Raw genomic sequence first — 23,841 nt, forward strand, 5'->3', positions numbered from 1 at the left:
AAATGTGCATTCTTCGGCGCTATGCCCGTAGACTGTCCTGTGCATTCACGGGGTGTAGCTCAGCTTGGCTAGAGCGCCTGCTTTGGGAGCAGGAAGTCGCAGGTTCAAATCCTGTCACCCCGACTCTGTGTGCCTGTCCCGATCCGGGACGCGGCAGAACCCCATCCCACAAAACCAGGAGTACTTAGACTGTGAAGAGCGCTGTCGAGAACCTCACCGCCACGCGGGTCAAGCTCAACGTTGAGGTTCCCTTTGAGGAACTGAAGCCGAGCATCGATGCCGCTTACAAGACCGTTGCTTCGCAGATCCAGGTTCCCGGGTTCCGCAAGGGCAAGGTTCCCTCCAAGCTGGTCGACCAGCGCGTCGGCCGTGGCTACGTCTTGGAAACCGCCATCAACGATGGCCTCAATGGCTGGTACCAGGCTGCCGTCCAGGAAACTGGCCTCCGCCCCCTGAGCCGTCCCGAGGTTGAGATCACCGAGGTTCCGGACCCGTCCGCAACCGACGGTGAGCTGAAGTTCCAGGTTGAGATCGATGTCCGCCCCGAGGTTGAACTGCCCGACTACGCCGGCATCAAGATCGAGGTTGCTGCCGCAGAGTCCTCCGACGAGGACGTCGACAAGGCCCTGGATGAACTCCGTGGCCGCTTCGGCACCCTGAAGTCGGTTGACCGCCCTGCTGCCGATGGTGACTTCCTGACCATCGACATCACCGCCACGATCGACGGCGCAGAGATTGACTCCGCTACCGGGCTGTCCTACCAGGTTGGCGCCGGCACCATGCTCGAAGGCCTGGACGAAGCCGTCACCGGCCTGTCTGCCGATGAAGAAGCAATCTTCGACACCACGCTTGTTGGCGGCGAGCACGCCGGCGAGGCCGCCCAGGTCAAGGTTGTTGTCAAGACCGTCAAGGAGCGCGAGCTTCCTGACGCAAACGACGACTTCGCCCAGTTGGCATCCGAGTTCGACACTCTCGCTGAACTGCGTGAAGACCTTGCCAAGCAGGCTGCTGAGTCCAAGGTGGTCGGCCAGGGCGTCGAAGCCCGCGACAAGGTCCTGGACAAGCTGGTCGAGCTCATCGAGGTCCCGGTCCCGGACTCCGTGGTCGAAGAGCAGCTCGAAGCGCACTTCAACCCGGAGAACGCCCACGGTGAAGGCGAGCACGACACCGAGGAACACCGCGCCGAGGTCAAGGCCAACACCGCCCGCGCTTTCCAGAACGAGATCATCCTTGACGCTATTGCCGACAAGGAAGAAGTGAACGTCAGCCAGAACGAACTGATCGATTACATCGTCTCCACGGCAAGCCAGTACGGCATGGACCCGAACCAATTCGCCCAGATCATCGATCAGAGCGGCCAGGTTCCCATGATGGTTTCCGAGGTCCGCCGCCGCAAGGCCCTCGCAGTTGTGCTGGGTCAGGCCGAGGTTGTCGACTCCGAAGGCAACAAGGTTGACCTCAGCGACTTCGTGCGCCCCGCCGGTGAAGAGACCGTCAGCGTCGAAGAGGCCGAAGAAGCAGCCGTCGTTCCGAGCGATGACCCTGCCGCAGTGAAGTTCTAGTTTTACCTCTTGCCGCCCCCGGATCCTTCGATCCGGGGGCGGCTTGGTTTAAGCCGCCCCAGCGCCGAAAAGCCGGACGCTCCGCAATCGTGCGCCGTCAGCGAACAGCGCGATTTGGGAGAACAAAACGCCATCGAAAACGGTTAGTGTCCAAGTAGTGAAGATCAGGGATGGCAAGTTCAGCAATGGCCCTGTCACCAGCGAGAGGTAAGTACTTATGTCACAGCACGCAGAGGCACCCAGGATGGCCACCGTCGATCCCGCGGCCCAGGACAACTACATCTACAACCGCCTGCTGAAAGAGCGCATCATCTGGCTCGGATCTGAAGTCCGTGACGAGAACGCCAACGCGATCTGCTCCCAGCTCCTCCTCCTCTCGGCTGAAGACCCGGAGAAGGACATCTACCTGTACATCAACTCTCCTGGTGGTTCCGTGACTGCCGGCATGGCCATTTACGACACCATGCAGTTCATTCCGAACGACGTCGTGACGGTCGCCACCGGACTCGCGGCCTCCATGGGACAGTTCCTTCTTTCCTCGGGCACCAAGGGCAAGCGTTACGCCACGCCCAACGCCCGCATCCTCATGCACCAGCCTTCCGGCGGCATCGGTGGCACGGCGTCGGACATCAAGATCCAGGCCGAGCTGATCCTTCACATGAAGAAGGTCATGGCCGAGCTGACCGCTGAACAGACCGGGCAGACCGTCGAGACCATCCTCAAGGACAACGACCGGGACAAGTGGTTCACCGCCACTGAGGCCCTTGCATACGGCTTCTTCGACAAGATCTCAGCCCACGCTGGATCGGTCGCTGGCGGGGGCGGAACGGCCAACTCCTCGAATTCCGAGAAGTAACCGGCACAAGAAACATTCAGATCAGGAGCAATGAACATGAATTACAACTTTGGATGGTCTGCCGGTAATCTCCCGTCCAGCCGCTATGTCCTCCCGCAGTTCGAGGAGCGCACCCCTTACGGCTTCAAGCGCCAGGACCCGTACACGAAGCTGTTCGAGGACCGCATCATCTTCCTCGGCGTGCAGGTTGACGACGCTTCCGCCGACGACATCATGGCCCAGCTGTTGGTGCTCGAGTCTACGGATCCGGATCGGGACATCACCCTGTACATCAACTCCCCAGGTGGCTCGTTCACAGCCATGACTGCCATCTACGACACCATGCAGTACATCCGTCCCGAGATCCAGACTGTTTGCCTGGGCCAGGCGGCCAGCGCCGCAGCCGTGCTGCTCGCTGCCGGTACTCCCGGCAAACGGCTCGCACTGCCGAACGCCCGCGTCCTGATCCACCAGCCGGCGCTGTCCGGCGGCCAGGGCGGACAAGCCTCGGACCTCGAGATCCAGGCGGCCGAAGTCATGCGCATGCGCACCTGGCTTGAGGACACGCTGGCCCACCACTCCGGCCGTACCTCTGAGCAGGTCAACAATGACATCGAACGCGACAAGATCCTCACCGCCGCTGAAGCGATGAACTACGGATTGATCGACCAGGTGCTCGATTCCCGCAAGATCAAGCCCCAGGCGATCGCCAGGTAACTGGCCAAAACTCGACGCCGGTGCGGTTCAGGAAATATGGACCGCATCGGCGTTCTGTTTCAACCCAAGCAGCCCATTGTGTCCTACAGTGGAAGTTGTCATGGTGGCGCCCCCGCTGCGATCTCGCGAAATTGGCGGATAGGTACGGGGCTGCACCACCCGCATGAAACGAAGGGATTCCCACATGGCTCGGATTGGCGAGAGCACGGATCTGCTGAAGTGTTCTTTCTGCGGAAAGAGCCAGAAGCAGGTTCGGAAGCTGATTGCCGGGCCCGGCGTGTACATCTGCGACGAGTGCATCGAACTCTGCAACGAGATCATCGAAGAAGAACTCGCTGAAGTGTCGGATCTGGGCAGCTTCGAGTTGCCCAAGCCGCGGGAAATCTTCGATTTCCTCCAGGAGTACGTCATTGGCCAGGAGCCGGCGAAACGCTCCCTCGCCGTCGCGGTCTACAACCACTACAAGCGCATCCAGGCAGGTCACGCACCAAAGACCGGCCTTGGCGAAGGCGGACACCACGAGGACGTGGAGATCGCCAAGTCCAATATCCTGTTGATTGGCCCTACCGGTTGCGGCAAGACCTATCTCGCACAAACCCTGGCCCGCCGCTTGAACGTCCCCTTCGCCGTCGCGGACGCCACCGCGCTTACGGAGGCCGGATACGTGGGCGAGGACGTCGAAAACATCCTGCTGAAGCTCATCCAAGCCGCTGACTACGACGTCAAAAAGGCCGAGCAAGGCATCATCTACATCGACGAGATCGACAAGATCTCGCGCAAGAGTGAGAACCCGTCCATCACCCGCGACGTCTCCGGCGAAGGTGTGCAGCAGGCACTCCTGAAGATCCTCGAAGGCACGGTGGCCTCGGTTCCGCCGCAGGGTGGTCGTAAACACCCGCATCAGGAATTCATCCAGATCGACACCACCAATGTGCTGTTCATTGTGGCCGGTGCCTTTGCCGGACTTGAGGACATCATCGGATCGCGGTCCGGTCGCAAGGGCATTGGTTTCGGGGCCCCGCTCAACGAGGTCAAGGACAACGCAGACAGCTACGGCGAGGTGATGCCGGAGGACCTGCTCAAGTTCGGGCTTATTCCTGAATTCATTGGACGCCTGCCGGTGATCACCACCGTGTCCAACCTTGACCGTTCCGCGCTCATCCAGATTCTCTCCAAGCCCAAGAACGCCTTGATCAAGCAGTACCAGAAGATGTTCCAGCTGGACGGCGTCGAGCTTTTGTTCGACGACGACGCCCTTGACTCGATTGCGGACCAAGCCCTTGAACGTGGCACCGGAGCGCGCGGACTGCGTGCAATCATGGAGGAAGTGCTGCTGCCGGTCATGTTCGACCTGCCCAGCAGGGACGACATCGCCAGCGTCGTCATCACTGCCGACGCCGTGAACAAGAAGGGCCAGCCCACCATGATCGCGCACGAGGTCGTGGCGAAGCGGCGGAATAAGTCGGCCTAGCCCAAGGTTGGCATAGTCGGTGCCGGACGCACATTCTTCCGGCTAGCCGCGCCCCCGTACGTCCTATCCGAGGAGTTCCCTGTGCCCGAGCAGACCGCAAACAAGGTTGATTTCTGGTTCGACCCCATGTGCCCTTTTGCCTGGGTGACATCGCGCTGGATTGGCGAAGTGGAAGACGTGCGTGGCATCGAGACCAATTGGAACGTCATGAGCCTGTCTGTTCTCAACGAGGGCCGCGAACTGCCGGCCGAGTACGCCGAGAAGATGGAGCTTGGCTGGGGACCTGTGCGTGTCATCATTGCCGCCCGCGAGCTGCACGGAACCGAGTGCATCAAGCCGCTGTACGACGCGATGGGTTCCCTCATCCACCATGAAGGCATCAAGGATTTCGCCGAGGTCATCTCCAAGGCACTGGCTGAAACCGGCCTGCCCGCCGAGTTGGCCCGCTTTGCCGATTCTGAAGAATACGATGTCCAGCTGCGTGCCAGCCACGAATCCGGCATCTCCTTGGTGGGCCAGGACGTGGGGACTCCGGTGGTCGCGGTCAACGGCACTGCGTTCTTCGGCCCGGTCCTGACCCGCATTCCCCGTGGAGAAGAAGCTGGCCGTATCTGGGACGCCACGGTCACGTTGGCCGGCTACCCGCACTTCTTCGAGCTGAAGCGCAGCCGGACCGAAAGCCCCGAATTCAACTAGGCCCGATTCGGGCTCGTGGTTGAGCTGCTGGCGCTTGACGCGACCGCTGGCACGGCTATTTCAGGAAGCGCGACGTTCTGCGGTCCGCCAGGATCTTTCCGTTTGTCTGGCAGCCCGGGCAATACTGCAAAGCGGTGTCGGCAAAGGACACTTCGCGGATCGTGGACCCGCACGCCGGGCATGACTGCCCGGCCCTGCCGTGCACCCTCATGGTGCTCCGCTTCGCGTCCTTGAGTTCGTTGGAGGCTTTCCCGGTTGCGGCGGCAACAGCCGCGCCCAGGACAGTTTCGATGGCCTCATAAAGGACCTGCGTGGTATTCCTGTCCAGCGACTTGGCGATCGCGAACGGTGAAATTCTGGCGGCGTGGAGGATCTCGTCGCTATAGGCGTTGCCGATGCCAGCGATGACGCTCTGGCTCCTGAGCAGTCCCTTGATCTGGTGTGAGCTTGTGGCCAGGATCCCGGTCAAAGTTTCCACAGTGAATTCCGGGCTTAGCGGGTCCGGACCCAGCGTTGCGATGCCCGGAACGTCCATGGGGCTTCGCACCACGTATACGGCCAGGCTTTTCTTCGTGCCCGCCTCCGTCAAATCCACGCCGAGGTGTGTTGAGCCATCGCTCTTGGAGAAGCTGAGCCTGGCGGCAATATTGCTGCCGCCCATCCGTAGCTGGGTCTGCGACGGCTGCTCGGTGTACCGTAGCCACCCGGCCTTGGCGAGGTGGAAAATGAAATGGATCCCCCCGAGGTCGAGGCTGACGAACTTGCCGAAGCGCTCCACCCGGAGGATTTTGCGACCCTCCAGGGACGAATACGGTGGATCGGCGGTCTTGAGCACTGCAAACGAGGTGATCTGGATCTTCGTCAGTTCGGCACCGAGAAGATTCCTGCCCAAGAAGGCGGCTAGCCCGGCCACTTCGGGAAGTTCTGGCATAGCAACACTGTGCCACAAAGCACCCAGCCGCCAGAACCCCGCAGGCCAGTCACGGAGGCCCTGAATTACATGCCAGTAGTTCCTGAAGAGGGGTTGTGCTGACCGGGGAGCGGGTCAAGAATAGAACTTACCCACTTCGAAAGAAGTGGGACACGGAAACCAAAGATTCAGTGATATGTATCTGACGCAGCCTTCGGCAAAGTTGGATACAAGCTACCAGTGACGAGGTAGGAAGACCTGAAAGTCTGAGGATTCCGCCAGACTGTCAAGACGTCACCGGACAGCCGAAAAGTCGAAGCCCCACCAACGGCTAAACGCTGATGGGGCTTCCCCTTTGCCCGGAAACTCCCGGGTTTGCCCGGAAACTCCCGGTCATTCGAAATTAGGCCTGCGCGGGCTCTTCGGCGGGTGCCAGGACCACGTCACTCACCGTGAGTTCGCCGTCAGCGGCCACCAGTGAAATCTCCTGTGCGTTGGCGGCGGCCTTCAGGTCTCCCAGTCCAGCTTCCAGCTGGGCAACAAACGACTCGGTAGCCGTGATGGTTGCGGAGAGAACTTCGGTGCGCTGCTTGACCTTTGCCTCGGACTTCGCCTTGCGGATGCCGCTCAGCGCGATGCCGACGGTGCCCAGCATGGTGGTGTCGCCGTCGACGATTTCCACGGCTGCAGGCCACGCCGCGCGGTGAACTGAACCCGTGCGCCACCAGCTCCAGACCTCTTCGGTGGCGAAGGGCAGGAACGGCGCGAACAGGCGCAACAACGAATCCAGCGTGGTGGCAAGGGCAGCAAGGACGGATGCCTGCTCGGTCTCGCCGGCAGCACCGTAGGCGCGGTCTTTGATGAGCTCCACGTAGTCGTCCGTGAACTGCCAGAAGAACGATTCCGTGATCTGCAGGGCACGGGCGTAGTCGTAGTTGTCGAACGCCTTGGTGGACTGGGCCACGACGTCGGCCAACTGGGCGAGCAGTGCACGGTCCAGGGGGTTGCTCAGGACGGAAAGGTCCGCGCCGACAACGGAGTTCTCCGTCGCGCCCAGGTTCAACACGAACTTGGAGGCGTTGAGCAGCTTGATGGCCAGGCGGCGCCCGATCTTCATCTGGGCGATCTCGTAGGCGGTATCAGCACCGAGCTTGGCGGACGCGGCCCAGTAACGGACGGCGTCGGAGCCGAATTCGTTAAGGACGTCGGTGGGAACAACCACGTTGCCCTTGGACTTGGACATTTTCTTGCGGTCCGGGTCCAGGATCCAGCCCGAGATGGCTGCGTGCTTCCACGGCGCGCTGTTCTGGAGGGCGTCTGCCCGGACAGCGGAGGAGAAGAGCCAGGTGCGGATGATGTCGTGGCCCTGCGGACGGAGGTCGAAGGGGTAGACCTTGCCGAACAGTGCCTCGTCACGGCTCCAGCCGCCCACGATCTGCGGGGTCAGCGAAGACGTCGCCCAGGTGTCCAGGACGTCGGCGTCTCCAATGAAGCCGTTGGGCTGCTCGCGCTGGGATTCGTCGAAGCCAGGGGCCGCGTCCGCTGCGGGGTCCACGGGCAAGGACTCGTCGGATGGGAGAATCGGGTTCTCGTAGTCCGGGTTGCCTTGGGCATCAAGCGGGTACCAGACGGGGATCGGCACGCCGAAGAAGCGCTGGCGAGAAACGAGCCAGTCACCGTTCAGGCCGGAGATCCAGTTCTCGTAACGCGAGCGCATGAAGGATGGGTGGAACTCGATTTCGTGTCCGCGTGCGATCAATCGTTCGCGGCGGTCCTCGTCCCGCCCGCCATTGCGGATGTACCACTGGCGCGACGTGACGACTTCAAGGGGCTTGTCGCCCTTCTCGAAGAAGTTCACCGGGTGGGTAATCTTCTTTGGCTCGCCATCCAGCAGATCGGCGGCAGCGAGAAGCTCAACCACGGCTTCCTTGGCCGAGAACGCCGTCTTGCCGGCAATCGCGGCGTAGGCTTCCTTGCCGGCGTCGGTGGTGATCCATTCAGGTGTCTCGGCGATGATGCGGCCGTCGCGGCCCATGATGGCGCGCGTGGGCAGCTGCAGCTCGCGCCACCAGGTGACGTCAGTCAAGTCGCCGAAAGTACAGACCATGGCGATGCCGGAGCCCTTGTCCGCCTTGGCGAGCGGGTGGGCCTTGACCTCAAGCTCGACGTCGAACAGGGGAGACGTCACTGTCTTGCCGAACAGCGGCTGGTAGCGCTCGTCGTCGGGGTTTGCCACCAAGGCCGCGCACGCAGCGAGCAGCTCCGGGCGCGTTGTCTCGATGAAGATCTTCTCGCCGTCGGCAGTGAAGAAGGGGTAGCGGTAGTACGCACCGGCAACCTCGCGGTCCTCCAGTTCGGCCTGCGCGACGGCGGTACGGAACGTCACGTCCCACAGCGTGGGAGCCTCGGCCATGTAGGCGTCGCCGGCGTTCAGGTTCGCGAGGAAGGCGCGCTGGGACACCGCACGGGAAGTGTCATCGATAGTGCGGTACGTGAGGTCCCAGTCAACGGAGAGGCCGAGGGTCTGGAACAGGTTCTCGAAGACCTTCTCGTCCTCCACGGCGAGTTCCTCGCAGAGTTCGATGAAGTTTTGGCGGGAGACGACGTCGAAGTCCCGCTGGTTCTTCGCAGGTTCCGCCGGCGGCCGGTAGCCGGCGTTGTACGGAATGGCGGGATCGCAGCGGACACCGTAGTAGTTCTGGACGCGGCGCTCGGTAGGCAGGCCGTTGTCGTCCCAGCCCATCGGGTAGAACACGTTCTTGCCGGTCATGCGCATGTAGCGGGCCTGGACGTCCGTCTGCGTGAACGAGAACATGTGGCCCACGTGGAGCGAACCCGAGGCGGTAGGCGGGGGAGTGTCGATCGAGTAGACCTGCTCCCGGGTGGTGTCCGGGTTGAACTTGTAGGTTCCTTCATCCAGCCAGCGCTGCGTCAGGGCAGCCTCGAGGCCTTCAAGGGCCGGCTTGTCGGGAACGTTGATGGGGGCGGTGGCGGGCGTGTCTGTACCCTGCGTTGATTCAGCCATGGGCCAATTGTTTCATCTTCTTGCACAGGTTCTTGCACTAGCATGCACTCCATGGCGGATCTCAGGGACGTTTTGGTGATCAAGCGCATCTATGACGAGGCAGCCGACGACGACGGCTACCGGATTCTGGTGGACCGGCTCTGGCCGCGAGGGGTATCCAAGGAACGCGCCAGTTTGGATCTCTGGCTGAAGGAGATCGCGCCCTCGCCTCCGCTGCGCACCGAGTTTGCCCATATGCGGGAGCGATTCGAGGACTTCCGCCGCTCGTACCAAGCCGAGCTGGAACGGAACCCCGCCGTGGAGCAGTTGCTGGAGTTGGCGGCAGGCAAGAAGCGTGTGACGCTCCTTTACGGAGCCAGGGACCCAGAGATCAACCATGCCCGCGTGTTGCTGGAATTCTTGCTGGGCGCCGGGTCGGCTGATAAATAACGCCGAAGCATCCGCGCTTTTCGCGGGCCTACGACCGGGTGTTACCCGAGACAAAAGTTGCGCGGCGGCACCGAGAACCCGCGCAGGCTTCCGGCTGGCTTGGCCGCGCGATTTCTCCCGGCGAACCACGTTAGGGTGGTGCCATGACTGAGGAAGCACAGACGAAGACTGCAGTAGTGACCGGCGCCAGCACGGGAATCGGCGAAGCCACGGTGCGGGCCCTCGCTGCAGACGGATGGAGGGTGTTCGCCGTCGCCCGCCGTGCGGAACGGCTCGAAGCGCTCGGCACCGAGACCGGCGCTGTGCCTTTCGCAGCGGATATCACCAAGGACGACGACGTCGCCGCCTTGCTCTCTGCCGTCAGCGAAGCAGGGGGCGCTGACACCCTCATCAACATTGCAGGCGGCGCACGGGGCGCGGATACCGTGGCCAATGCGCAGAGCGAAGACTGGGACTGGATGTACCAAGTCAACGTGCTCGGTACCCTGAAGCTGACCCGCGCGTTTCTTCCGATGCTGCGGGCCAACGGCGAGGGCACCGTTCTGAACCTGACGTCGACCGCCGGCTTCACCGCCTACGAAGGTGGCGGCGGCTACAACGCGGCCAAGTTTGCCCAGCACGCAATGACCGGTGCCCTGCGCCTTGAGGAAGCCGAGAACAACATCCGCGTGATCGAGGTGGCACCCGGTCTCGTCCGTACGGAGGAATTTGCACTCAACCGCCTCGGGGATGCTACTGCGGCGGCCAAAGTGTACGCCGGAGTCGAGAAGCCGCTCACGCCTGAGGACGTCGCCGACGTTGTCAAATACGCGGTCTCAGTGCCGCACCACATCAACCTGGACGAGATCATCGTCCGCCCTGTGGCGCAGGCTGCTACCCACAAGTTGATCCGCAAGGGCTAGGTTGCTGCCGGGATCCCCAAGGTTGCGAGGATGGCCGCGTGGTCTGTTTTGGGGACGCGGTGAACAGCGTATGCGCTGCTGCTGATCCGCGCGGTGGTGACCATATGGTCGAGCACGATCCCTGGTAGCTTGCTCCCCTTCATAGGCCAGGTGGGCACGAAGCGACCCCCGGAAGCAATACCGACGTCCACCAGCTTTTGACCGTTGGGGCCTCCGTCCACAAGTCGCCGGAACTCCATGTGATCGTACGTGGCGTTGAAGTCGCCGATGAGCAACTGATTGCCCGGCCGGGCAGCCAGACGCCCCACCGCGGCGAGATCACGTCGCCACTGGGCGATGCGGATGTCCACCGGCGGCAGCGCGTGGACATTGGTCACGTCCAGCACAGCCGTGGCGTCACCGGATGTGATGGTTACCCGGACCGTGGGTATCTGGAAGGGCGAATCGGGCACCATCCCCAGCGACTGCAAGGGATGCGAGGAGTATATGGCGCTGCCGGCCGCATCGTCCGTGGGATCGCTGATCCTGTTGGGTAACAGCTCAGCCAATCCTGCGGCCGCGAGTCCGTCTTGGAGTCCCTGTGAATGTTCTTGGACGCTCAACAGCGAGATTCCGTTCTCTTTGACTAAGCGCACGATTTCGTCAGGATCCGCCCCGCCAAACTCCGAATTGATGTTCATGGCTTTCAGTTCCAGCAGCCGGACACCGGCGCTGGGTGTATAGCGACCGCCGTCGAGCGGAAACAGCCAGAACAGCTGCACGGCCAGGAGGGACGCCGTCGTCGCAACCATCCAGGGGCGCCGACAGATCAGGCCAAGCAAAGCCGCAAGCACGGCCGGGATCACGAGCCACGGTGTGAAAGACAGCACCTGGACTATCGGCAACGGCCATTCGAGCGGCACTGCGCGAAACACCGACAGCACAGCCACGGGCAGCGCCGCCACGCCCGCCAGAACCGCCAAGGCCTGCCGTCGACCAGACCGCGAGGCAGCTTGGGGGTGATCAGGGACAGTCATGTGCCCGAGTCTAAGCGGGTGTGGACAACCGCCGCATGCGCGGGGCGAGTTCAAGTAGAGCTCGCGGCGCCGCTGCCGCTAGACTTGTGGCACAAGCTTCGACCCGGCAATCACCGGTGAGCTTCCGGAAGAACACCCCCGGCACCATGTGGGTCAGTAGAACCGGACGGGTAAGCCCGTCACAGCAGCAATGAGCGGCCGACGCCGAAACAGCTCCTCTTCAAAGGGGCCGCGCCAGCGGCGGTAAGTGAGGTGGTACCGCGGTACCGGCACTGTTGGAAACAACGGGCTGGCRCCGTCCTCGCATCCTGAATGAAACTTTGTGTTCACCGGCTCAACCCAGGATGAAGAGATGACGTATTACCCCAAGGCCTCCGCAACGCTGTCCAGCACAGCTCCGTCCGGCACCGCAACGGGGGTGTCCGCCTCCGTGAAGTTCCCGGAGATCGAAGAGCGCATCCTCAAGTACTGGGATGAAGACGGCACCTTCCAAGCCAGCATCGACCAGCGCAGCGCCGATGCTCCCGGCGGGCACCCTGGCAGCAACGAGTTCGTCTTCTACGACGGTCCTCCCTTCGCCAACGGCCTGCCCCACTACGGCCACCTCCTGACCGGCTACGCCAAGGACCTCGTGGGCCGCTACCAGACCCAGCGCGGCAAGCGCGTCGAGCGACGCTTCGGCTGGGATACGCACGGCCTGCCCGCTGAGCTGGAAGCCATGAAGCAACTGGGCATGACGGACAAGACCCAGATCGAAGCCATGGGCATCGACAAGTTCAACGACGCCTGCCGTGCCTCCGTCATGAAGTACGCGGACGAGTGGAAGAGCTACGTCACGCGCCAAGCCCGCTGGGTGGACTTCGATAACGACTACAAGACCCTCAATGTCGAGTACATGGAGTCTGTCCTCTGGGCCTTCAAGCAGCTGCACGAGAAGGGCCTCACCTACAACGGGTACCGCGTCCTCCCGTACTGCTGGAAAGACGAGACTCCGCTGTCCAACCATGAGCTGCGCATGGACGACGATGTCTACAAGAACCGCCAGGACCAGACCGTCACCGTAACCTTCCCCATCAAGGCGGGGGAATCGGAGCTCTCCAAGTCCCTTGAGGGCGTGCAGGCGCTCGCCTGGACCACCACCCCGTGGACGCTGCCCACCAACCTGGCGCTCGCCGTCGGGCCTGACATCTCTTACGCGGTGGTTCCGGCCGGTCCGAACGGCATCAAGGCCGCTTCCGCGGAGGCTCCGGTGTCGGGCAGCTTCCTGCTGGCTGCCGATCTGCTTGGCACCTACGCCAAGGATCTCGGGTACGACGACGTAGCTGCCGCCACCGCTGCCGTCACGGCCAGCTATACGGGCTCCCAGTTGGCGGGCCTTGAGTACGAGCCGCTCTGGGACTACTTCTCCGACACCGAGAAGTACGGCACGCAGAACGGTTGGCGCTTCCTCGTGGCGGACTACGTCACCACCACGGACGGTACGGGCATCGTCCACCAGGCCCCTGCCTACGGTGAAGACGACCAGAAAGTCTGCGAAGATGCGGGTATCCCCGTGGTGCTCTCCGTTGACGAAGGCGCCAAGTTCCTCCACCTGTTCGCGCACGGACCCCTTGCCGAAATCTCCGGATTGCAGGTCTTCGACGCCAACAAGCCGATCACGCAGGCACTCCGCTCCGGCGGCCGTTTGGTCCGTCAGGCCAGCTACGAGCACAGCTATCCGCACTGCTGGCGCTGCCGCAACCCCTTGATCTACCGTGCCGTGTCCTCCTGGTACGTGGAGGTCACCAAGTTCAAGGACCGGATGTCCGAACTGAACCAGGAGATCAACTGGATCCCGGGCAACGTCAAGGACGGACAGTTCGGCAAATGGTTGGCCAACGCCCGCGACTGGTCCATCAGCCGCAACCGTTACTGGGGCTCGCCCATCCCGGTATGGCAGTCGGACGATCCCGAATACCCCCGCACCGACGTTTATGGCTCGCTCGCCGAGATGGAAGCCGATTTCGGTCGCCTTCCGATGAACAACGACGGACAGGTTGACTTGCACCGCCCGTTCATCGACGAATTGACGCGGCCCAACCCGGACGATCCGCGCTCTCCTGAAGAGGGCCAGTCCACCATGCGCCGTGTCGAGGACGTCCTGGACGTCTGGTTCGATTCCGGTTCCATGCCGTACGGCCAGGTGCACTACCCGTTCCAGAACGAGGAGTGGTTCGACACCCACAACCCTGCCGACTTCATCGTCGAGTACATCGGGCAGACGCGCGGCTGGTTCTACATGCTGCACATCCTGTCCACGGCGTTGTTTGACCGCCCTGCCTTCCGCAACGTGATCAGCCACGGCATCGTCCTGGGCTCTGATGGACAGAAGATGTCCAAGAGCCTGCGCAACTACCCGGACGTCTCCGAGGTCCTGGACCGTGACGGCTCCGATGCCATGCGCTGGTTCCTGATGTCCAGCCCCATCCTTCGCGGCGGCAACCTCGTGGTCACCGAGCAGGGAATCCGCGACGGCGTCCGCCAGGTCATCCTGCCGCTATGGAACGTGTACAGCTTCTTCACGCTGTACACGAACGCCTCGAACGGTGGCCAGGGCTATGACGCCACACTGCGCTATGACGGCTACGCGGACACCCTGGACCAGTACCTGCTGGCTAACACCGGGGATCTCGTCCGCAACATCACTTCCAGCCTGGACGACTACGACATTTCCGGCGCCTGCGACGAACTGCGCAGCTATCTGGACATGCTCACCAACTGGTACGTGCGCCGTAGCCGGCAGCGCTTCTTCGACGAGAACGCCGACGCTTTCGACGCCCTCTACACGGCACTTGAGGCCGTTTGCCGTGTCTCTGCATCGCTGCTGCCCCTGGTTTCCGAGGAGATCTGGCGCGGCCTGACCGGCGGGCGCTCCGTGCACTTGGCTGATTGGCCCGAGGCCTCGCTGTTCCCGGCAAACCCGGGTCTCGTGGAGGCCATGGACCGCGTCCAGCAGATCTGCTCCGCGGGTTCCAGCCTGCGCAAGGCCGCCAACCTTCGCGTTCGCCTGCCTTTGCAGGAGCTTACGGTGGTGGCGCCCGGTGCGGACGCTCTGGAAGGCTTCGCCGCCGTCGTCGCGGATGAACTGAACCTGCGTTCTGTCCGGCTCCTGGACGCCGCCACGGCGTCACCGGAGGAATTCGGCATCGAGCAGAAACTCGTGGTCAACGCCCGCGCGGCGGGCCCGCGCCTGGGTAAGAACGTCCAGCAGGCCATCAAGGGTTCCAAGTCCGGCGACTGGTCAGTTTCCGATGCCGGAGTGGTCACGGCGGGAGGCCTCGAACTGGAACCGCAGGAGTACACCCTGGAGACCGTGGTCGCGGAGTCGGCAGACGGTTCGTCCGCCGCCGTCGCTGTCCTTCCGGGCGGTGGCTTCGTGGTCCTGAACACCGAGGTCACCCCGGAACTTGCTGCCGAAGGCCTGGCGCGCGACATGGTCCGTGCCATCCAGCAGGCCCGCAAGGACGCCGGACTCAACGTCAGCGACCGCATCCACACCACGGTCCTGGCTGTCCACGACGTTGTTGACGCCCTCCGCGCCAATGAAGACCTGGTCAAGACCGAAACCCTGTCCCTCAAGCTCGACCCGGTCGTCTCCGGCGATGCCGTCGAGCCGCAGATCACCGTTACAAAGATCGAGGCCTAGTACATGAGCGATGAATTCTCCGTAGAAAGCGTCTACGCCGAACTCCTGGGCCGCGCCCCGGAAAACAAGATGGAGCCGCGGCTCGCGCCCCTGTACCGTGCGATGGACGTGTTGGGGGAGCCCAACAAGGCGTTCCCGATCATCCACATCACGGGAACGAACGGCAAGACATCGACCGCCCGCATGATCGAGGCAGGGCTTCGAGCCCACGGCTTGAGCACCGGCCGATACACGAGCCCGCACCTGGCGAAAGTCACCGAGCGCATCAGTATCGACGGCGAGCCCGTGTCGGATGAGACCTTCGTCCGGATCTGGGACGAGATCCGGCCTTACCTCGAGATCGTGGACAAGGAACTCGAAGACGAAGACCAGCCCAGGCTTACGTACTTCGAGTGCCTGACTATCCTGGGCTTTGCGATTTTCGCCGACCAGCCCGTCAATGTCGCCGTGATCGAAGTGGGCCTCGGAGGCATCACTGATGCCACCAACGTTGGCGACGGCCAGGTTTCCGTGGTGACGCCGATTTCGCTTGACCACACCGATCTGCTCGGCGACACCACCGAGGACATCGCCCGCGAGAAGGCCGGAATCATCAAGCCTGGCGGTTTCCTGGTCAGCGCGGCCCAGCCCGTGGACGCCGCGCAGGTGCTTTTGGAGAAGGCGCGCGAGGTTGATGTGCCGTTCCGTTTCGAAGGTGTCGAGTTCGGGGTCGAGTCCCGCAGCGTGGCCGTCGGTGGCCAAGTGCTGACCATCCAGGGCCTCGCCGGCCGCTATGAGGACCTGCTTTTGCCCTTGCACGGCGCCCATCAGGCCGAGAACGCCGCAGTCGCCGTCGCTGCCCTGGAGGCCTTCTTCGGCGGAGGCGAAAAAGAGCTCGACGGCGACCTCCTGCGCGAGGCCTTCGGTAACGTCACGTCGCCCGGCCGTCTTGAGGTGGTGCGTACCGCTCCCACGATCATCGTGGATGCCGCCCACAACCCCGATGGCATCCGCGTCTCAGCCGAGGCAATCGAAGAGGCCTTCAGCTTCAGCAAGCTGGTAGTGGTCCTCGGGGTCCTGAAGGAAAAGGACGCGGAAGAAATCCTCCGACAGCTCAAGGAATCACTGGGCGGACTGGCAGAGGAGTTCTGCTTCACGCAGTCCAGTTCGCCGCGGGCCATCCCGGCCGCACAACTGGCCGATCTCGCCGTCGACCTTGGCTTTGGTGCGGACAACGTCCACATTGCCGAGAAGCTGGATGACGCGATCGAGTGGGCCGTGGAACGTGCCGAAGCCAACGATGACCTGGCTGGCGGTGTACTTGTCACGGGTTCCATCACCGTCGTGGCCGAAGCCCGCATGCTCCTCGGGAAGGCAGGTTCCTGACCATGGCCAAACTCACCAAAGCCCAGCGTGAATGGCGCCCGGGGATGCCCAAGAAGCGCCGCTCCACGAAGGTAATGTTCGCTTCGACCGTGCTGCTCCTGGAAGCTTTCGTCGCGTTCTTCGCCACCTTGGCGGTCTTCGGCCTGAAACGTGGCGAAGTCTCGCCGGCGCTGATACTGACCTTTGGCATTACTTTGAGCGTGGTTCTGGTCCTGGCCTGTGCTGTCCTCAGCAAGCCGTGGGGCGTCGGAGTTGGCTGGGCATTGCAGCTGGTCCTTGTCCTTACTGGATTCGCCGAGCCCACGATGTTCGTTGTGGGGATCTTGTTTGCGGCGTGCTGGTGGTACGGCATCCGCGCCGGAATGAGGATTGACCGCGACAACGCCAAGCGCGATCGCGAGCAAGCCGAGTGGAACGCTTCGCACGGGGAAGACGCCACGGGTCAGTCCGTGTGAGCCAAACCCCGTAAACTGGCTGGGAAACCCACACACTCAACATTGGAGCAACCGTGAGCATTGAGCGCACCCTTGTACTGATCAAGCCCGACGGCGTCGCCCGCAACTTGAGCGGCAGCATCCTCGCCCGCATCGAGTCCAAGGGATACTCCTTGGCCGAATTGAAGAAGGTCAACGCCACCCGTGAACTGCTTGAGCAGCACTACGAAGAGCACCTCGGCAAGCCGTTCTACGAGCCGCTGGTCGAGTTCATGCTCAGCGGCCCGGTTGTCGCTGCCATCTTCGAGGGCCACCGCGTGATCGAAGGCTTCCGTTCCCTTGCCGGAACAACGGACCCGACGACGGCGGCGCCCGGCACTATTCGTGGCGACTTCGGCCGCGACTGGGGCTTGGCTGTGCAGCAGAATCTGGTGCACGGTTCCGACTCGGTGGATTCCGCCGAGCGTGAGATCAAGATCTGGTTCGGCGCGTAGTCACGCCAATGCCAGAAGGGGCCCATGTTCACGTGAAGAGTTCACGTGAACATGGGCCCCTTCTGCTGTAGACCTCAGTAACCCGATGTGCCAATGAACACGTTGATGAAGGCAAAGAAGATGCTCGCGATCACCGCAACGTAGAGCAGGGCGGAAATGATCCATCCGGATTCGCCCAGGATCTTTGCCAGACGGGCGGGCGCCGGAATGACTCCGTGCACCACGTTCCTGATGGTCACGAACACGAAAAGCGGGATCATGCACGCCCACACCACCATGCAGAACGGGCACAGCACGTGAATGACATACAAAGCCTGCGACCATAGCCACACGATGAAGATGAAGCCCAGCGTCACGCCGGTCTGAAGCCCGATCCAGTACCATCGGGCGAACCTGGCCCCGGCAAAGATCGCCATGGCTGTGGTGACGATCACGGCAAAGGCCACGATGCCGATGAACATGTTGGGGAAGCCGAAGACCGAACTCTGCGGTGTCTTCATGACGCTGCCGCAGGACACCCACGGATTGACGTCGCAGACCGTTGCATGGTTCGGGTCGATGAGGACCTGCAGTTTCTCGAGGACGAGTGCACCGGATGCCAGCCAGGCTATGGCACCGGTGACAAGCAGCAACCACGCAAAGGGCCGGTCGCGGACCATGCGCGGCATTGGCGCGTCGACGGTGTTTTCCCGATCGGGGATTTTTCCTGTGTCGTCCTTCCGGGCTTTCTCCTGCCGGACGGAGCGGGGATTGTTATTGGCCAGGTTCGGGCTGGCGGGGCTCGGCATGGTTAGCGGTCCTTATCTGGAATGCCCGGCCCTGGGCCGGGGATGCTCTTGGGAGGATTCTAGCCTCGGTGGCTGAATGCGGCGTCCAGCGGGTCACGGCGCGGAAGCTTTCGCGAGGTGATTCCTGCCGGCGGCGCGGGCGTGTGAGAGAATGAACATGGCCGGAAGCCGATCCACATGCGGAATCCGGTCCGGTATCTTGTTCGCAAGACCGCCATCCACGTGCAGGGCATGCCCAGGATCCGTTGATCTCCGGTAGGCCCGCGGTGGCAATGGACGGCACCTGGTTGTGGCACTAGAACAACGGGTTTGGAACAAGACCGGCTTTCCGTGAATGCCGCACCCCCAAGCTGGTGCGAACCGGAAAGACCACTACTGACTTCTGTCAACGCCTGCGGGTTTTGACAATATTTGCCCCTCTGGGCGCCGGATGTGGCGGTTGCGCAAGGGCAGGAGTGTCACCACATATGGATAACGAGCAAGTTGTAGCCGCCGCCGAAGATGCGGCGTCCGCCGAGACCGCTGAAGCACCCAAGAAGGTCACGCGCACCCGCCGTAAGGCCGCCCCTAAGGCGGTCGCCGCAGAGGAAACCCCCGACGCCGGAGCTGCCGCATCCGCTGCGGAGCCGCTCCCCGAAGCAGCAGCCGAGTCGTCCACGGCTCCTGTTCGGCGTAGCCGGGCACGCAAGAAGGTCGAAGCTCCCGAGCCGTTGCCAGGATTCGCTGAAGAATCTCCCACCGAGGGTAGCGGGACAGCAGAGGCTGCCGCCGTCGTGGAACCCGAAATTGCCGCAGAAACTGAAGCGGCCCCGGAAAAGCCGGTTCGCCGTCGTCGTACCGTGAAGGCAAAGAGCGCCGAGCCCGCTGCCGAAGAAGCCGAAGTTGAAGCGCCGGCCGCCGAAGAACCAGCCGCTGAGATTGCGGCCGTCGAAGAGGCCGCCGAAGAGCCAGCCATCGAAGCGCCGGCCGTTGAAACCGCAACTCCAAGCCCGGTCGCCTCACTGTTCTTGGAACCTGCCTCCATCACGTCGATGATTTTCCAGGCACCGGACCTGAGCACTGTGGCACGGCCGGTCGTCGTCGAAGAGGAAGCTAAATCCGGCGTTGAGGAAGCTGCCGAGGATGGCGAACTCGACGAAGCCGGCAGCCGCCGTCGCCGTCGTAGCCGCGGGCGCCGCGGGCGTCGCGTCACCGAACGCGACGATGCCGCCGGAGAAGAAGCTTCCGCGGAATCCGAAGACGAGGCAGAAGCCGGTACCGAGGAAGCCCTTGAGGAAGGCGTGACTTCCCGTCGCCGCCGGCGCCGTCGTCGTGGCGACCAGGATCTGGAATTGACGGGCGGCGGAGACGACGATCCCCCCAACACGGTGACACGTGTCCGAGCTCCCCGCGCACACGTGGAGTCGAGCACCAGCTCTGACCGCGTTACCAGTGTCAAGGGTTCCACGCGCCTTGAGGCCAAGAAGCAGCGCCGCCGCGAGTCCCGCGAAACCGGCCGGCGCCGCCAGGTCATCACGGAGGCCGAGTTCCTTGCTCGTCGTGAGTCGGTGGACCGCCAGATGATTGTTCGTCAGCGCGACGACAGGATCCAGATCGGCGTGCTGGAAGACGGCGTGCTTGCGGAGCACTTCGTGTCCAAGACGCAGCAGGATTCGCTGATCGGCAACGTCTACCTGGGCAAGGTCCAGAATGTACTGCCGTCGATGGAAGCCGCATTCGTCGACATCGGACGCGGCCGCAACGCCGTGCTGTACGCCGGTGAAGTCAATTGGGATGCCGTCACTTTGGAAGGCAAGCCGCGCCGCATTGAGAACGCCCTGAAATCGGGCGATTCCGTGTTGGTACAGGTCACCAAAGACCCGGTGGGCCACAAGGGTGCGCGCCTGACGAGCCAGATTTCGCTCCCGGGCCGTTACCTCGTGTACGTGCCTGGTGGTTCCATGACCGGTATCTCCCGCAAGCTTCCCGACGTCGAGCGCAACCGTCTGAAGCGGATCCTTAAGGATCGCCTCCCGGACAATGCGGGCGTTATTGTCCGGACCGCGGCCGAGGGCGCTTCCGAGGAGGAGCTGACGCACGATATCAACCGCCTGCGTGCCCAGTGGGAAGGGATCGAAAGCCAGTCCACCTCCACCAAGATCCTCGCGCCGGAACTGTTGTACGGCGAACCGGACCTCACCATCAAGGTTGTGCGTGACGTCTTCAACGAGGACTTCTCCAAGCTCATCGTCTCCGGCGACGAAGCCTGGGACACCATCGAGGCATACGTCACCTATGTAGCGCCGGATCTGGTGGGCCGCCTCGAGAAGTGGACCTCCGATCAGGACATCTTCTCGGCATGGCGTGTGGACGAGCAGATTCACAAGGCGTTGGATCGCAAGGTCTTCCTGCCCTCCGGTGGTTCGCTCGTGATCGACCGTACCGAGGCCATGACGGTTGTTGACGTCAATACCGGGAAGTTCACCGGCAGCGGCGGTAACCTCGAGGAGACCGTCACCAAGAACAATCTTGAGGCTGCCGAAGAAGTGGTCCGCCAGCTGCGTTTGCGTGACATCGGCGGAATCATCGTCATCGACTTCATCGACATGGTCCTCGAATCCAACCGCGATCTCGTGTTGCGCCGCTTGGTCGAGTGCCTTGGCCGGGACCGCACCAAGCACCAAGTTGCCGAAGTGACCTCTCTTGGCCTAGTCCAGATGACCCGCAAGCGCATGGGCACCGGCCTGCTTGAGGTCTTCGGCGAGCAGTGCGAAACGTGTGCGGGACGCGGAATCGTCACCCATGACGAGCCAGTGGAGCACCGTCGGGCCAACGTTGTGGCCGCCGAGCATCACCACCCGCGTACCGAATCACAGCCGGCCACCCGTCCGGAGCAGCGCAAGCGCCGCCGTGGCAGGGGCGCGGGGCAAGGGACCACTGAGCTCCCGATCACCCCTCCTGTGCCGGTCCACACCGTGGAATCCACTGATCCAAGCCGCCAGGCAGCCACCCGCGCAGCACTTGCCACCATCGCCGCCGCGGCCCACGCCGCCCACTTGCACGACGACGAGCTCCACCACGCCGCGGAATCGTTGGCAGGCACGCCCGAGGCCGGAGCTGCCCCCGCGGCCGAGGCAGCTCCCGTTCAGGCTCCCGTGATCGCAGCTGTCGCCAAGGAGGCCTCCGGTTCAGTTACTGAGGAGCGCTCTAAGCCGGTGCTGCGGTTCGGCGGCGAAGAGGTCGCGTTGCCCTTCGTTCACCACGAAGAGCCGGCGAATGGGGCGCCTGCCATGAGCCTGGATCTGTTGGCACAGGCGTTTGCGGGCCTCGGCGAGGCTCCTGATACCGAGGCGAAGGCGACGGGAACCCAGGAATCTCCGGCAGGGCTGTCCGCCGGGGAAGCCGGGGAATCCCCGGAGTCCGGAACGCGCGGGCGCCGTGGCCGGCGCAACCGTAGTGCCAGCCGGGCACAGGGTGCTGCCAACGCCACCAACGTGGAGCACCACGAGGTCGCCGCGGCTGCCTCGGGTGGAACTGCGCACGAGGCTAAGGCGCCAGCCGCTGCCCCAGCCAAAACGACTACAGCAGCCGAGCCGATCATCCTCGGTGTCGGCGTCCCCAAGTCCGAGCTCTAGAAACAGTCCCTGTCCGAAGCCCCGGCACCTTCTACTCCAATGGAAGGTGCCGGGGCTTCGGCGTTCCCGGACCGCTGAAGCCTCCGGTCCAGTAATCGATTTCGCCAGACATTATGACCGGTCCATTTCACTAGTGCAGGAGTGATCCGGGTTAAGCTAGGGGACTGACACGGGGTGCCGCGCACCAAGCCGGCTGAGACCAGACCCGTTGAACCTGTCCGGTTAGCACCGGCGAAGGGATGTCTCGCATGACTGTTCCAGCGCATTCAGCTGTCTACCCGCTCAATACCGTCCGCCGCGCCGTTCCCAGGGTCCTCAGCATTGCCGGTTCCGATCCTTCGGGCGGTGCCGGGATCCAAGCCGATCTGAAGAGCATCGCAGCCAACGGCGGCTACGGCATGGCGGTCATCACGGCGCTCACGGTACAGAACACGCAGGGAGTCACTGCCGTTCACGTGCCTCCCGTGGAGTTCCTACGCCAGCAGCTGGACGCCATCAGCGAGGACATCGCTGTCGACGCCGTCAAAATCGGCATGCTCGGCGACGCCGCGGTCATCGACGAGGTCCGCCGCTGGCTCGGCGAGGTTCGCCCCGCCATCGTGGTTTTGGACCCGGTGATGATTGCCACGAGCGGCGACCGGCTCCTGGCGGAGTCAGCTGAAACCGCGTTGCGGGAACTCCTGCCCCTCGCTGACTTGATTACCCCCAACCTTCCCGAATTGGCCGTGCTGCTCGGCGAACCTGAGGCCACTGACTGGGCATCGGCGCTGGAGCAGGGCAAGCGCTTGGCCGCAGCCTGCGGAAACACCGTTTTGGTGAAGGGCGGCCATCTGCAGGGAACCAGCTGCCCGGACGCGCTGGTCAACACCGGAGGACTCCTCAGCCAGGACGTAGTGGAATTTGCCGGCCCCAGGGTGGAGACCCGCAACAGCCATGGCACAGGATGTTCGCTGTCCTCGGCGATGGCGACGGCCAAGGCGCGGCTTGGCGATTGGGAGTCGGCCCTGCACGTTGTGAAGCCCTGGCTCCAGGAGGCGCTGACCCAGTCCGGAGTGCTGGAAGTGGGGAACGGCAACGGGCCGATCCACCACTTCCATGCGCACCAGAACGCCCTCCAGCCGGGTGCTTTCGCCGCCAGGATGTGGGACGCCGCCCAAACGGAGCTCGAGGCCATCTATGGCCTGGTCTTCATCCGGGACCTGCAGTCCGGCGCGCTCGGCGAAGGGCAATTTGCCTATTACTTGGCCCAGGATGCCATCTATCTCAACGGCTACTCCCGCGTCCTGGCCCGAGCAAGCGCCCTGGCCCCGAGCGAAACAGAACAGTTGTTCTGGGCTCGCGGCGCGCAGATGTGCCTTGAAGTCGAGTCTGAATTGCACCGGAACTGGCTCAGTGGACGTCAGGTCAGCGGAGTACAGGGACCCGTCACCAAAGCCTATGTGGACCACTTGCTGGCGGCATCGGCGTCGGGCAGCTATGCCGTTTTGCTGGCCGCTGTCCTGCCCTGCTACTGGTTGTACGCCGAGGTGGGACAGCAACTCCATCATGGCTATCTTCAGGCGGAAGCCCCGGCTGAGCACCCTTACGCGGACTGGCTGCGCACCTATGCCGACGAGGCGTTTGCCGAGGCTACCCGCAAAGCGATCGACATCACGGATGCCGCTGCGCAGGCGGCTTCCCCTGGGGAGAGGGCTGCGATGATGGAAGCATTCTCCCAGTCTTGCCGCTACGAAACGGCATTCTTCGATGCTCCAAGGCTGCACGGCTGAGCTTGGTTCCTGTTGCGGAAGGACGGGACGAAGGACTGTTCCGGCGGGCGCTGCAGCGTGTCGGAGTGAGGATCCGAGCTTTTCCCGGCCGGCAGGGTAAGGTGGACGGGCACGGTACCGGATGGCGGC

At 63.0% G+C, this 23,841-nt stretch carries 17 protein-coding genes, 1 tRNA gene and 1 riboswitch; of the genes, 14 read left to right on the forward strand and 4 right to left on the reverse strand.

What is annotated here, in order from left to right; genetic code table 11:
• Nucleotides 1-48: 48 nt before the first annotated feature.
• From AC1DLO_RS15510 to AC1DLO_RS15535, 6 genes are all read left to right on the forward strand, one after another.
• Nucleotides 49-123, forward strand: a tRNA-Pro gene (locus AC1DLO_RS15510).
• Nucleotides 124-191: 68 nt separating this feature from the next.
• Nucleotides 192-1,562, forward strand: coding sequence for a trigger factor (tig, locus tag AC1DLO_RS15515; protein ID WP_184741667.1), 1,371 nt, complete (start codon nt 192-194; stop codon nt 1,560-1,562).
• 244 nt (nt 1,563-1,806) lie between these two features.
• Nucleotides 1,807-2,418 carry an ATP-dependent Clp protease proteolytic subunit gene (locus AC1DLO_RS15520; RefSeq protein ID WP_184741695.1) on the forward strand — a complete coding sequence of 204 codons (612 nt, stop codon included), beginning with the start codon at nt 1,807-1,809 and terminating at the stop codon, nt 2,416-2,418.
• Nucleotides 2,419-2,454: 36 nt separating this feature from the next.
• A complete protein-coding gene (locus AC1DLO_RS15525; RefSeq protein ID WP_018777832.1) occupies nt 2,455-3,114 on the forward strand; it encodes an ATP-dependent Clp protease proteolytic subunit in 660 nt (219 codons plus the stop codon).
• 184 nt (nt 3,115-3,298) lie between these two features.
• A complete protein-coding gene (gene clpX, locus AC1DLO_RS15530; protein ID WP_184741668.1) occupies nt 3,299-4,585 on the forward strand; it encodes an ATP-dependent Clp protease ATP-binding subunit ClpX in 1,287 nt (428 codons plus the stop codon).
• A 126-nt stretch (nt 4,586-4,711) separates the two neighbouring features.
• The gene (locus tag AC1DLO_RS15535; RefSeq protein ID WP_476890675.1) at nt 4,712-5,281 is read left to right on the forward strand and encodes a mycothiol-dependent nitroreductase Rv2466c family protein; all 570 of its coding nucleotides are present in this window, start codon (nt 4,712-4,714) and stop codon (nt 5,279-5,281) included.
• A 55-nt stretch (nt 5,282-5,336) separates the two neighbouring features.
• On the opposite strand, the gene AC1DLO_RS15540 is transcribed toward AC1DLO_RS15535, so the two are convergent.
• Both AC1DLO_RS15540 and valS read right to left on the reverse strand, forming a co-directional pair.
• Nucleotides 5,337-6,212 carry a DNA-formamidopyrimidine glycosylase family protein gene (locus tag AC1DLO_RS15540; protein ID WP_476890655.1) on the reverse strand — a complete coding sequence of 292 codons (876 nt, stop codon included), beginning with the start codon at nt 6,210-6,212 and terminating at the stop codon, nt 5,337-5,339.
• A gap of 382 nt (nt 6,213-6,594) precedes the next feature.
• On the reverse strand, nt 6,595-9,216 hold the full coding sequence (valS, locus tag AC1DLO_RS15545; protein ID WP_476890656.1) for a valine--tRNA ligase: 2,622 nt from the start codon (nt 9,214-9,216) through the stop codon (nt 6,595-6,597).
• 51 nt (nt 9,217-9,267) lie between these two features.
• Between valS and AC1DLO_RS15550 the strand changes: the two genes are divergently transcribed.
• Both AC1DLO_RS15550 and AC1DLO_RS15555 read left to right on the forward strand, forming a co-directional pair.
• On the forward strand, nt 9,268-9,645 hold the full coding sequence (locus AC1DLO_RS15550) for a DUF488 domain-containing protein (protein ID WP_476890657.1): 378 nt from the start codon (nt 9,268-9,270) through the stop codon (nt 9,643-9,645).
• A gap of 143 nt (nt 9,646-9,788) precedes the next feature.
• Nucleotides 9,789-10,547 (forward strand): SDR family oxidoreductase, encoded by a 759-nt coding sequence (locus tag AC1DLO_RS15555; RefSeq protein ID WP_184741672.1) that lies wholly within the window; start codon nt 9,789-9,791, stop codon nt 10,545-10,547.
• Here the strand turns inward: AC1DLO_RS15555 and AC1DLO_RS15560 are convergent.
• Nucleotides 10,544-11,563: an endonuclease/exonuclease/phosphatase family protein gene (locus AC1DLO_RS15560; protein ID WP_476890658.1), complete on the reverse strand. Its 1,020-nt coding sequence runs from the start codon at nt 11,561-11,563 to the stop codon at nt 10,544-10,546. The two genes, AC1DLO_RS15555 and AC1DLO_RS15560, sit on opposite strands and share 4 nt — an antisense overlap.
• A 352-nt stretch (nt 11,564-11,915) precedes the next feature.
• On the opposite strand from AC1DLO_RS15560, the gene ileS reads away from it, so the two are divergent.
• The 4 genes from ileS to ndk are packed head-to-tail and all read left to right on the forward strand — an operon-like array spanning nt 11,916 to nt 17,541.
• Nucleotides 11,916-15,248, forward strand: a complete 3,333-nt coding sequence (gene ileS, locus AC1DLO_RS15565) for an isoleucine--tRNA ligase (protein ID WP_476890659.1) — start codon at nt 11,916-11,918, stop codon at nt 15,246-15,248.
• Between the two features lie 3 nt (nt 15,249-15,251).
• Nucleotides 15,252-16,613: a bifunctional folylpolyglutamate synthase/dihydrofolate synthase gene (locus AC1DLO_RS15570; RefSeq protein ID WP_476890660.1), complete on the forward strand. Its 1,362-nt coding sequence runs from the start codon at nt 15,252-15,254 to the stop codon at nt 16,611-16,613.
• 2 nt (nt 16,614-16,615) lie between these two features.
• Nucleotides 16,616-17,068 (forward strand): DUF4233 domain-containing protein, encoded by a 453-nt coding sequence (locus AC1DLO_RS15575; RefSeq protein ID WP_476890661.1) that lies wholly within the window; start codon nt 16,616-16,618, stop codon nt 17,066-17,068.
• Between the two features lie 53 nt (nt 17,069-17,121).
• Nucleotides 17,122-17,541: a nucleoside-diphosphate kinase gene (gene ndk, locus AC1DLO_RS15580; RefSeq protein ID WP_184741677.1), complete on the forward strand. Its 420-nt coding sequence runs from the start codon at nt 17,122-17,124 to the stop codon at nt 17,539-17,541.
• Between the two features lie 74 nt (nt 17,542-17,615).
• On the opposite strand, the gene AC1DLO_RS15585 is transcribed toward ndk, so the two are convergent.
• Nucleotides 17,616-18,329 carry a vitamin K epoxide reductase family protein gene (locus tag AC1DLO_RS15585; RefSeq protein ID WP_476890662.1) on the reverse strand — a complete coding sequence of 238 codons (714 nt, stop codon included), beginning with the start codon at nt 18,327-18,329 and terminating at the stop codon, nt 17,616-17,618.
• A 467-nt stretch (nt 18,330-18,796) separates the two neighbouring features.
• Here AC1DLO_RS15585 and AC1DLO_RS15590 point away from each other — a divergent pair, with 467 nt between their 5' ends.
• Together AC1DLO_RS15590 and AC1DLO_RS15595 are read left to right on the forward strand one after the other, a co-directional pair.
• A complete protein-coding gene (locus tag AC1DLO_RS15590; protein WP_476890663.1) occupies nt 18,797-21,943 on the forward strand; it encodes an Rne/Rng family ribonuclease in 3,147 nt (1,048 codons plus the stop codon).
• Between the two features lie 160 nt (nt 21,944-22,103).
• Nucleotides 22,104-22,200: riboswitch (TPP riboswitch) on the forward strand.
• Nucleotides 22,192-23,712, forward strand: coding sequence for a bifunctional hydroxymethylpyrimidine kinase/phosphomethylpyrimidine kinase (locus AC1DLO_RS15595; protein WP_476890664.1), 1,521 nt, complete (start codon nt 22,192-22,194; stop codon nt 23,710-23,712). (Overlaps the previous riboswitch by 9 nt.)
• The last annotated feature ends 129 nt before the right edge of the window (nt 23,713-23,841 follow it).

This window comes from Arthrobacter sp. 01T419 (genome assembly GCF_056398865.1).

What these genes read in the sequence shown, in the direction of transcription:
- AC1DLO_RS15575 (WP_476890661.1), top strand. Translation starts at nt 16,616, where the DNA reads ATGGCCAAACTCACCAAAGCCCAGCGTGAATGGCGCCCGGGGATGCCC.
- AC1DLO_RS15540 (WP_476890655.1), bottom strand. Translation starts at nt 6,212, where the DNA reads ATGCCAGAACTTCCCGAAGTGGCCGGGCTAGCCGCCTTCTTGGGCAGG.
- AC1DLO_RS15595 (WP_476890664.1), top strand. Translation starts at nt 22,192, where the DNA reads ATGACTGTTCCAGCGCATTCAGCTGTCTACCCGCTCAATACCGTCCGC.
- AC1DLO_RS15585 (WP_476890662.1), bottom strand. Translation starts at nt 18,329, where the DNA reads ATGCCGAGCCCCGCCAGCCCGAACCTGGCCAATAACAATCCCCGCTCC.
- AC1DLO_RS15555 (WP_184741672.1), top strand. Translation starts at nt 9,789, where the DNA reads ATGACTGAGGAAGCACAGACGAAGACTGCAGTAGTGACCGGCGCCAGC.
- AC1DLO_RS15535 (WP_476890675.1), top strand. Translation starts at nt 4,712, where the DNA reads ATGTGCCCTTTTGCCTGGGTGACATCGCGCTGGATTGGCGAAGTGGAA.
- AC1DLO_RS15590 (WP_476890663.1), top strand. Translation starts at nt 18,797, where the DNA reads ATGGATAACGAGCAAGTTGTAGCCGCCGCCGAAGATGCGGCGTCCGCC.
- AC1DLO_RS15520 (WP_184741695.1), top strand. Translation starts at nt 1,807, where the DNA reads ATGGCCACCGTCGATCCCGCGGCCCAGGACAACTACATCTACAACCGC.
- AC1DLO_RS15550 (WP_476890657.1), top strand. Translation starts at nt 9,268, where the DNA reads ATGGCGGATCTCAGGGACGTTTTGGTGATCAAGCGCATCTATGACGAG.
- AC1DLO_RS15525 (WP_018777832.1), top strand. Translation starts at nt 2,455, where the DNA reads ATGAATTACAACTTTGGATGGTCTGCCGGTAATCTCCCGTCCAGCCGC.
- clpX (WP_184741668.1), top strand. Translation starts at nt 3,299, where the DNA reads ATGGCTCGGATTGGCGAGAGCACGGATCTGCTGAAGTGTTCTTTCTGC.
- AC1DLO_RS15570 (WP_476890660.1), top strand. Translation starts at nt 15,252, where the DNA reads ATGAGCGATGAATTCTCCGTAGAAAGCGTCTACGCCGAACTCCTGGGC.
- ileS (WP_476890659.1), top strand. Translation starts at nt 11,916, where the DNA reads ATGACGTATTACCCCAAGGCCTCCGCAACGCTGTCCAGCACAGCTCCG.
- valS (WP_476890656.1), bottom strand. Translation starts at nt 9,216, where the DNA reads ATGGCTGAATCAACGCAGGGTACAGACACGCCCGCCACCGCCCCCATC.
- AC1DLO_RS15560 (WP_476890658.1), bottom strand. Translation starts at nt 11,563, where the DNA reads ATGACTGTCCCTGATCACCCCCAAGCTGCCTCGCGGTCTGGTCGACGG.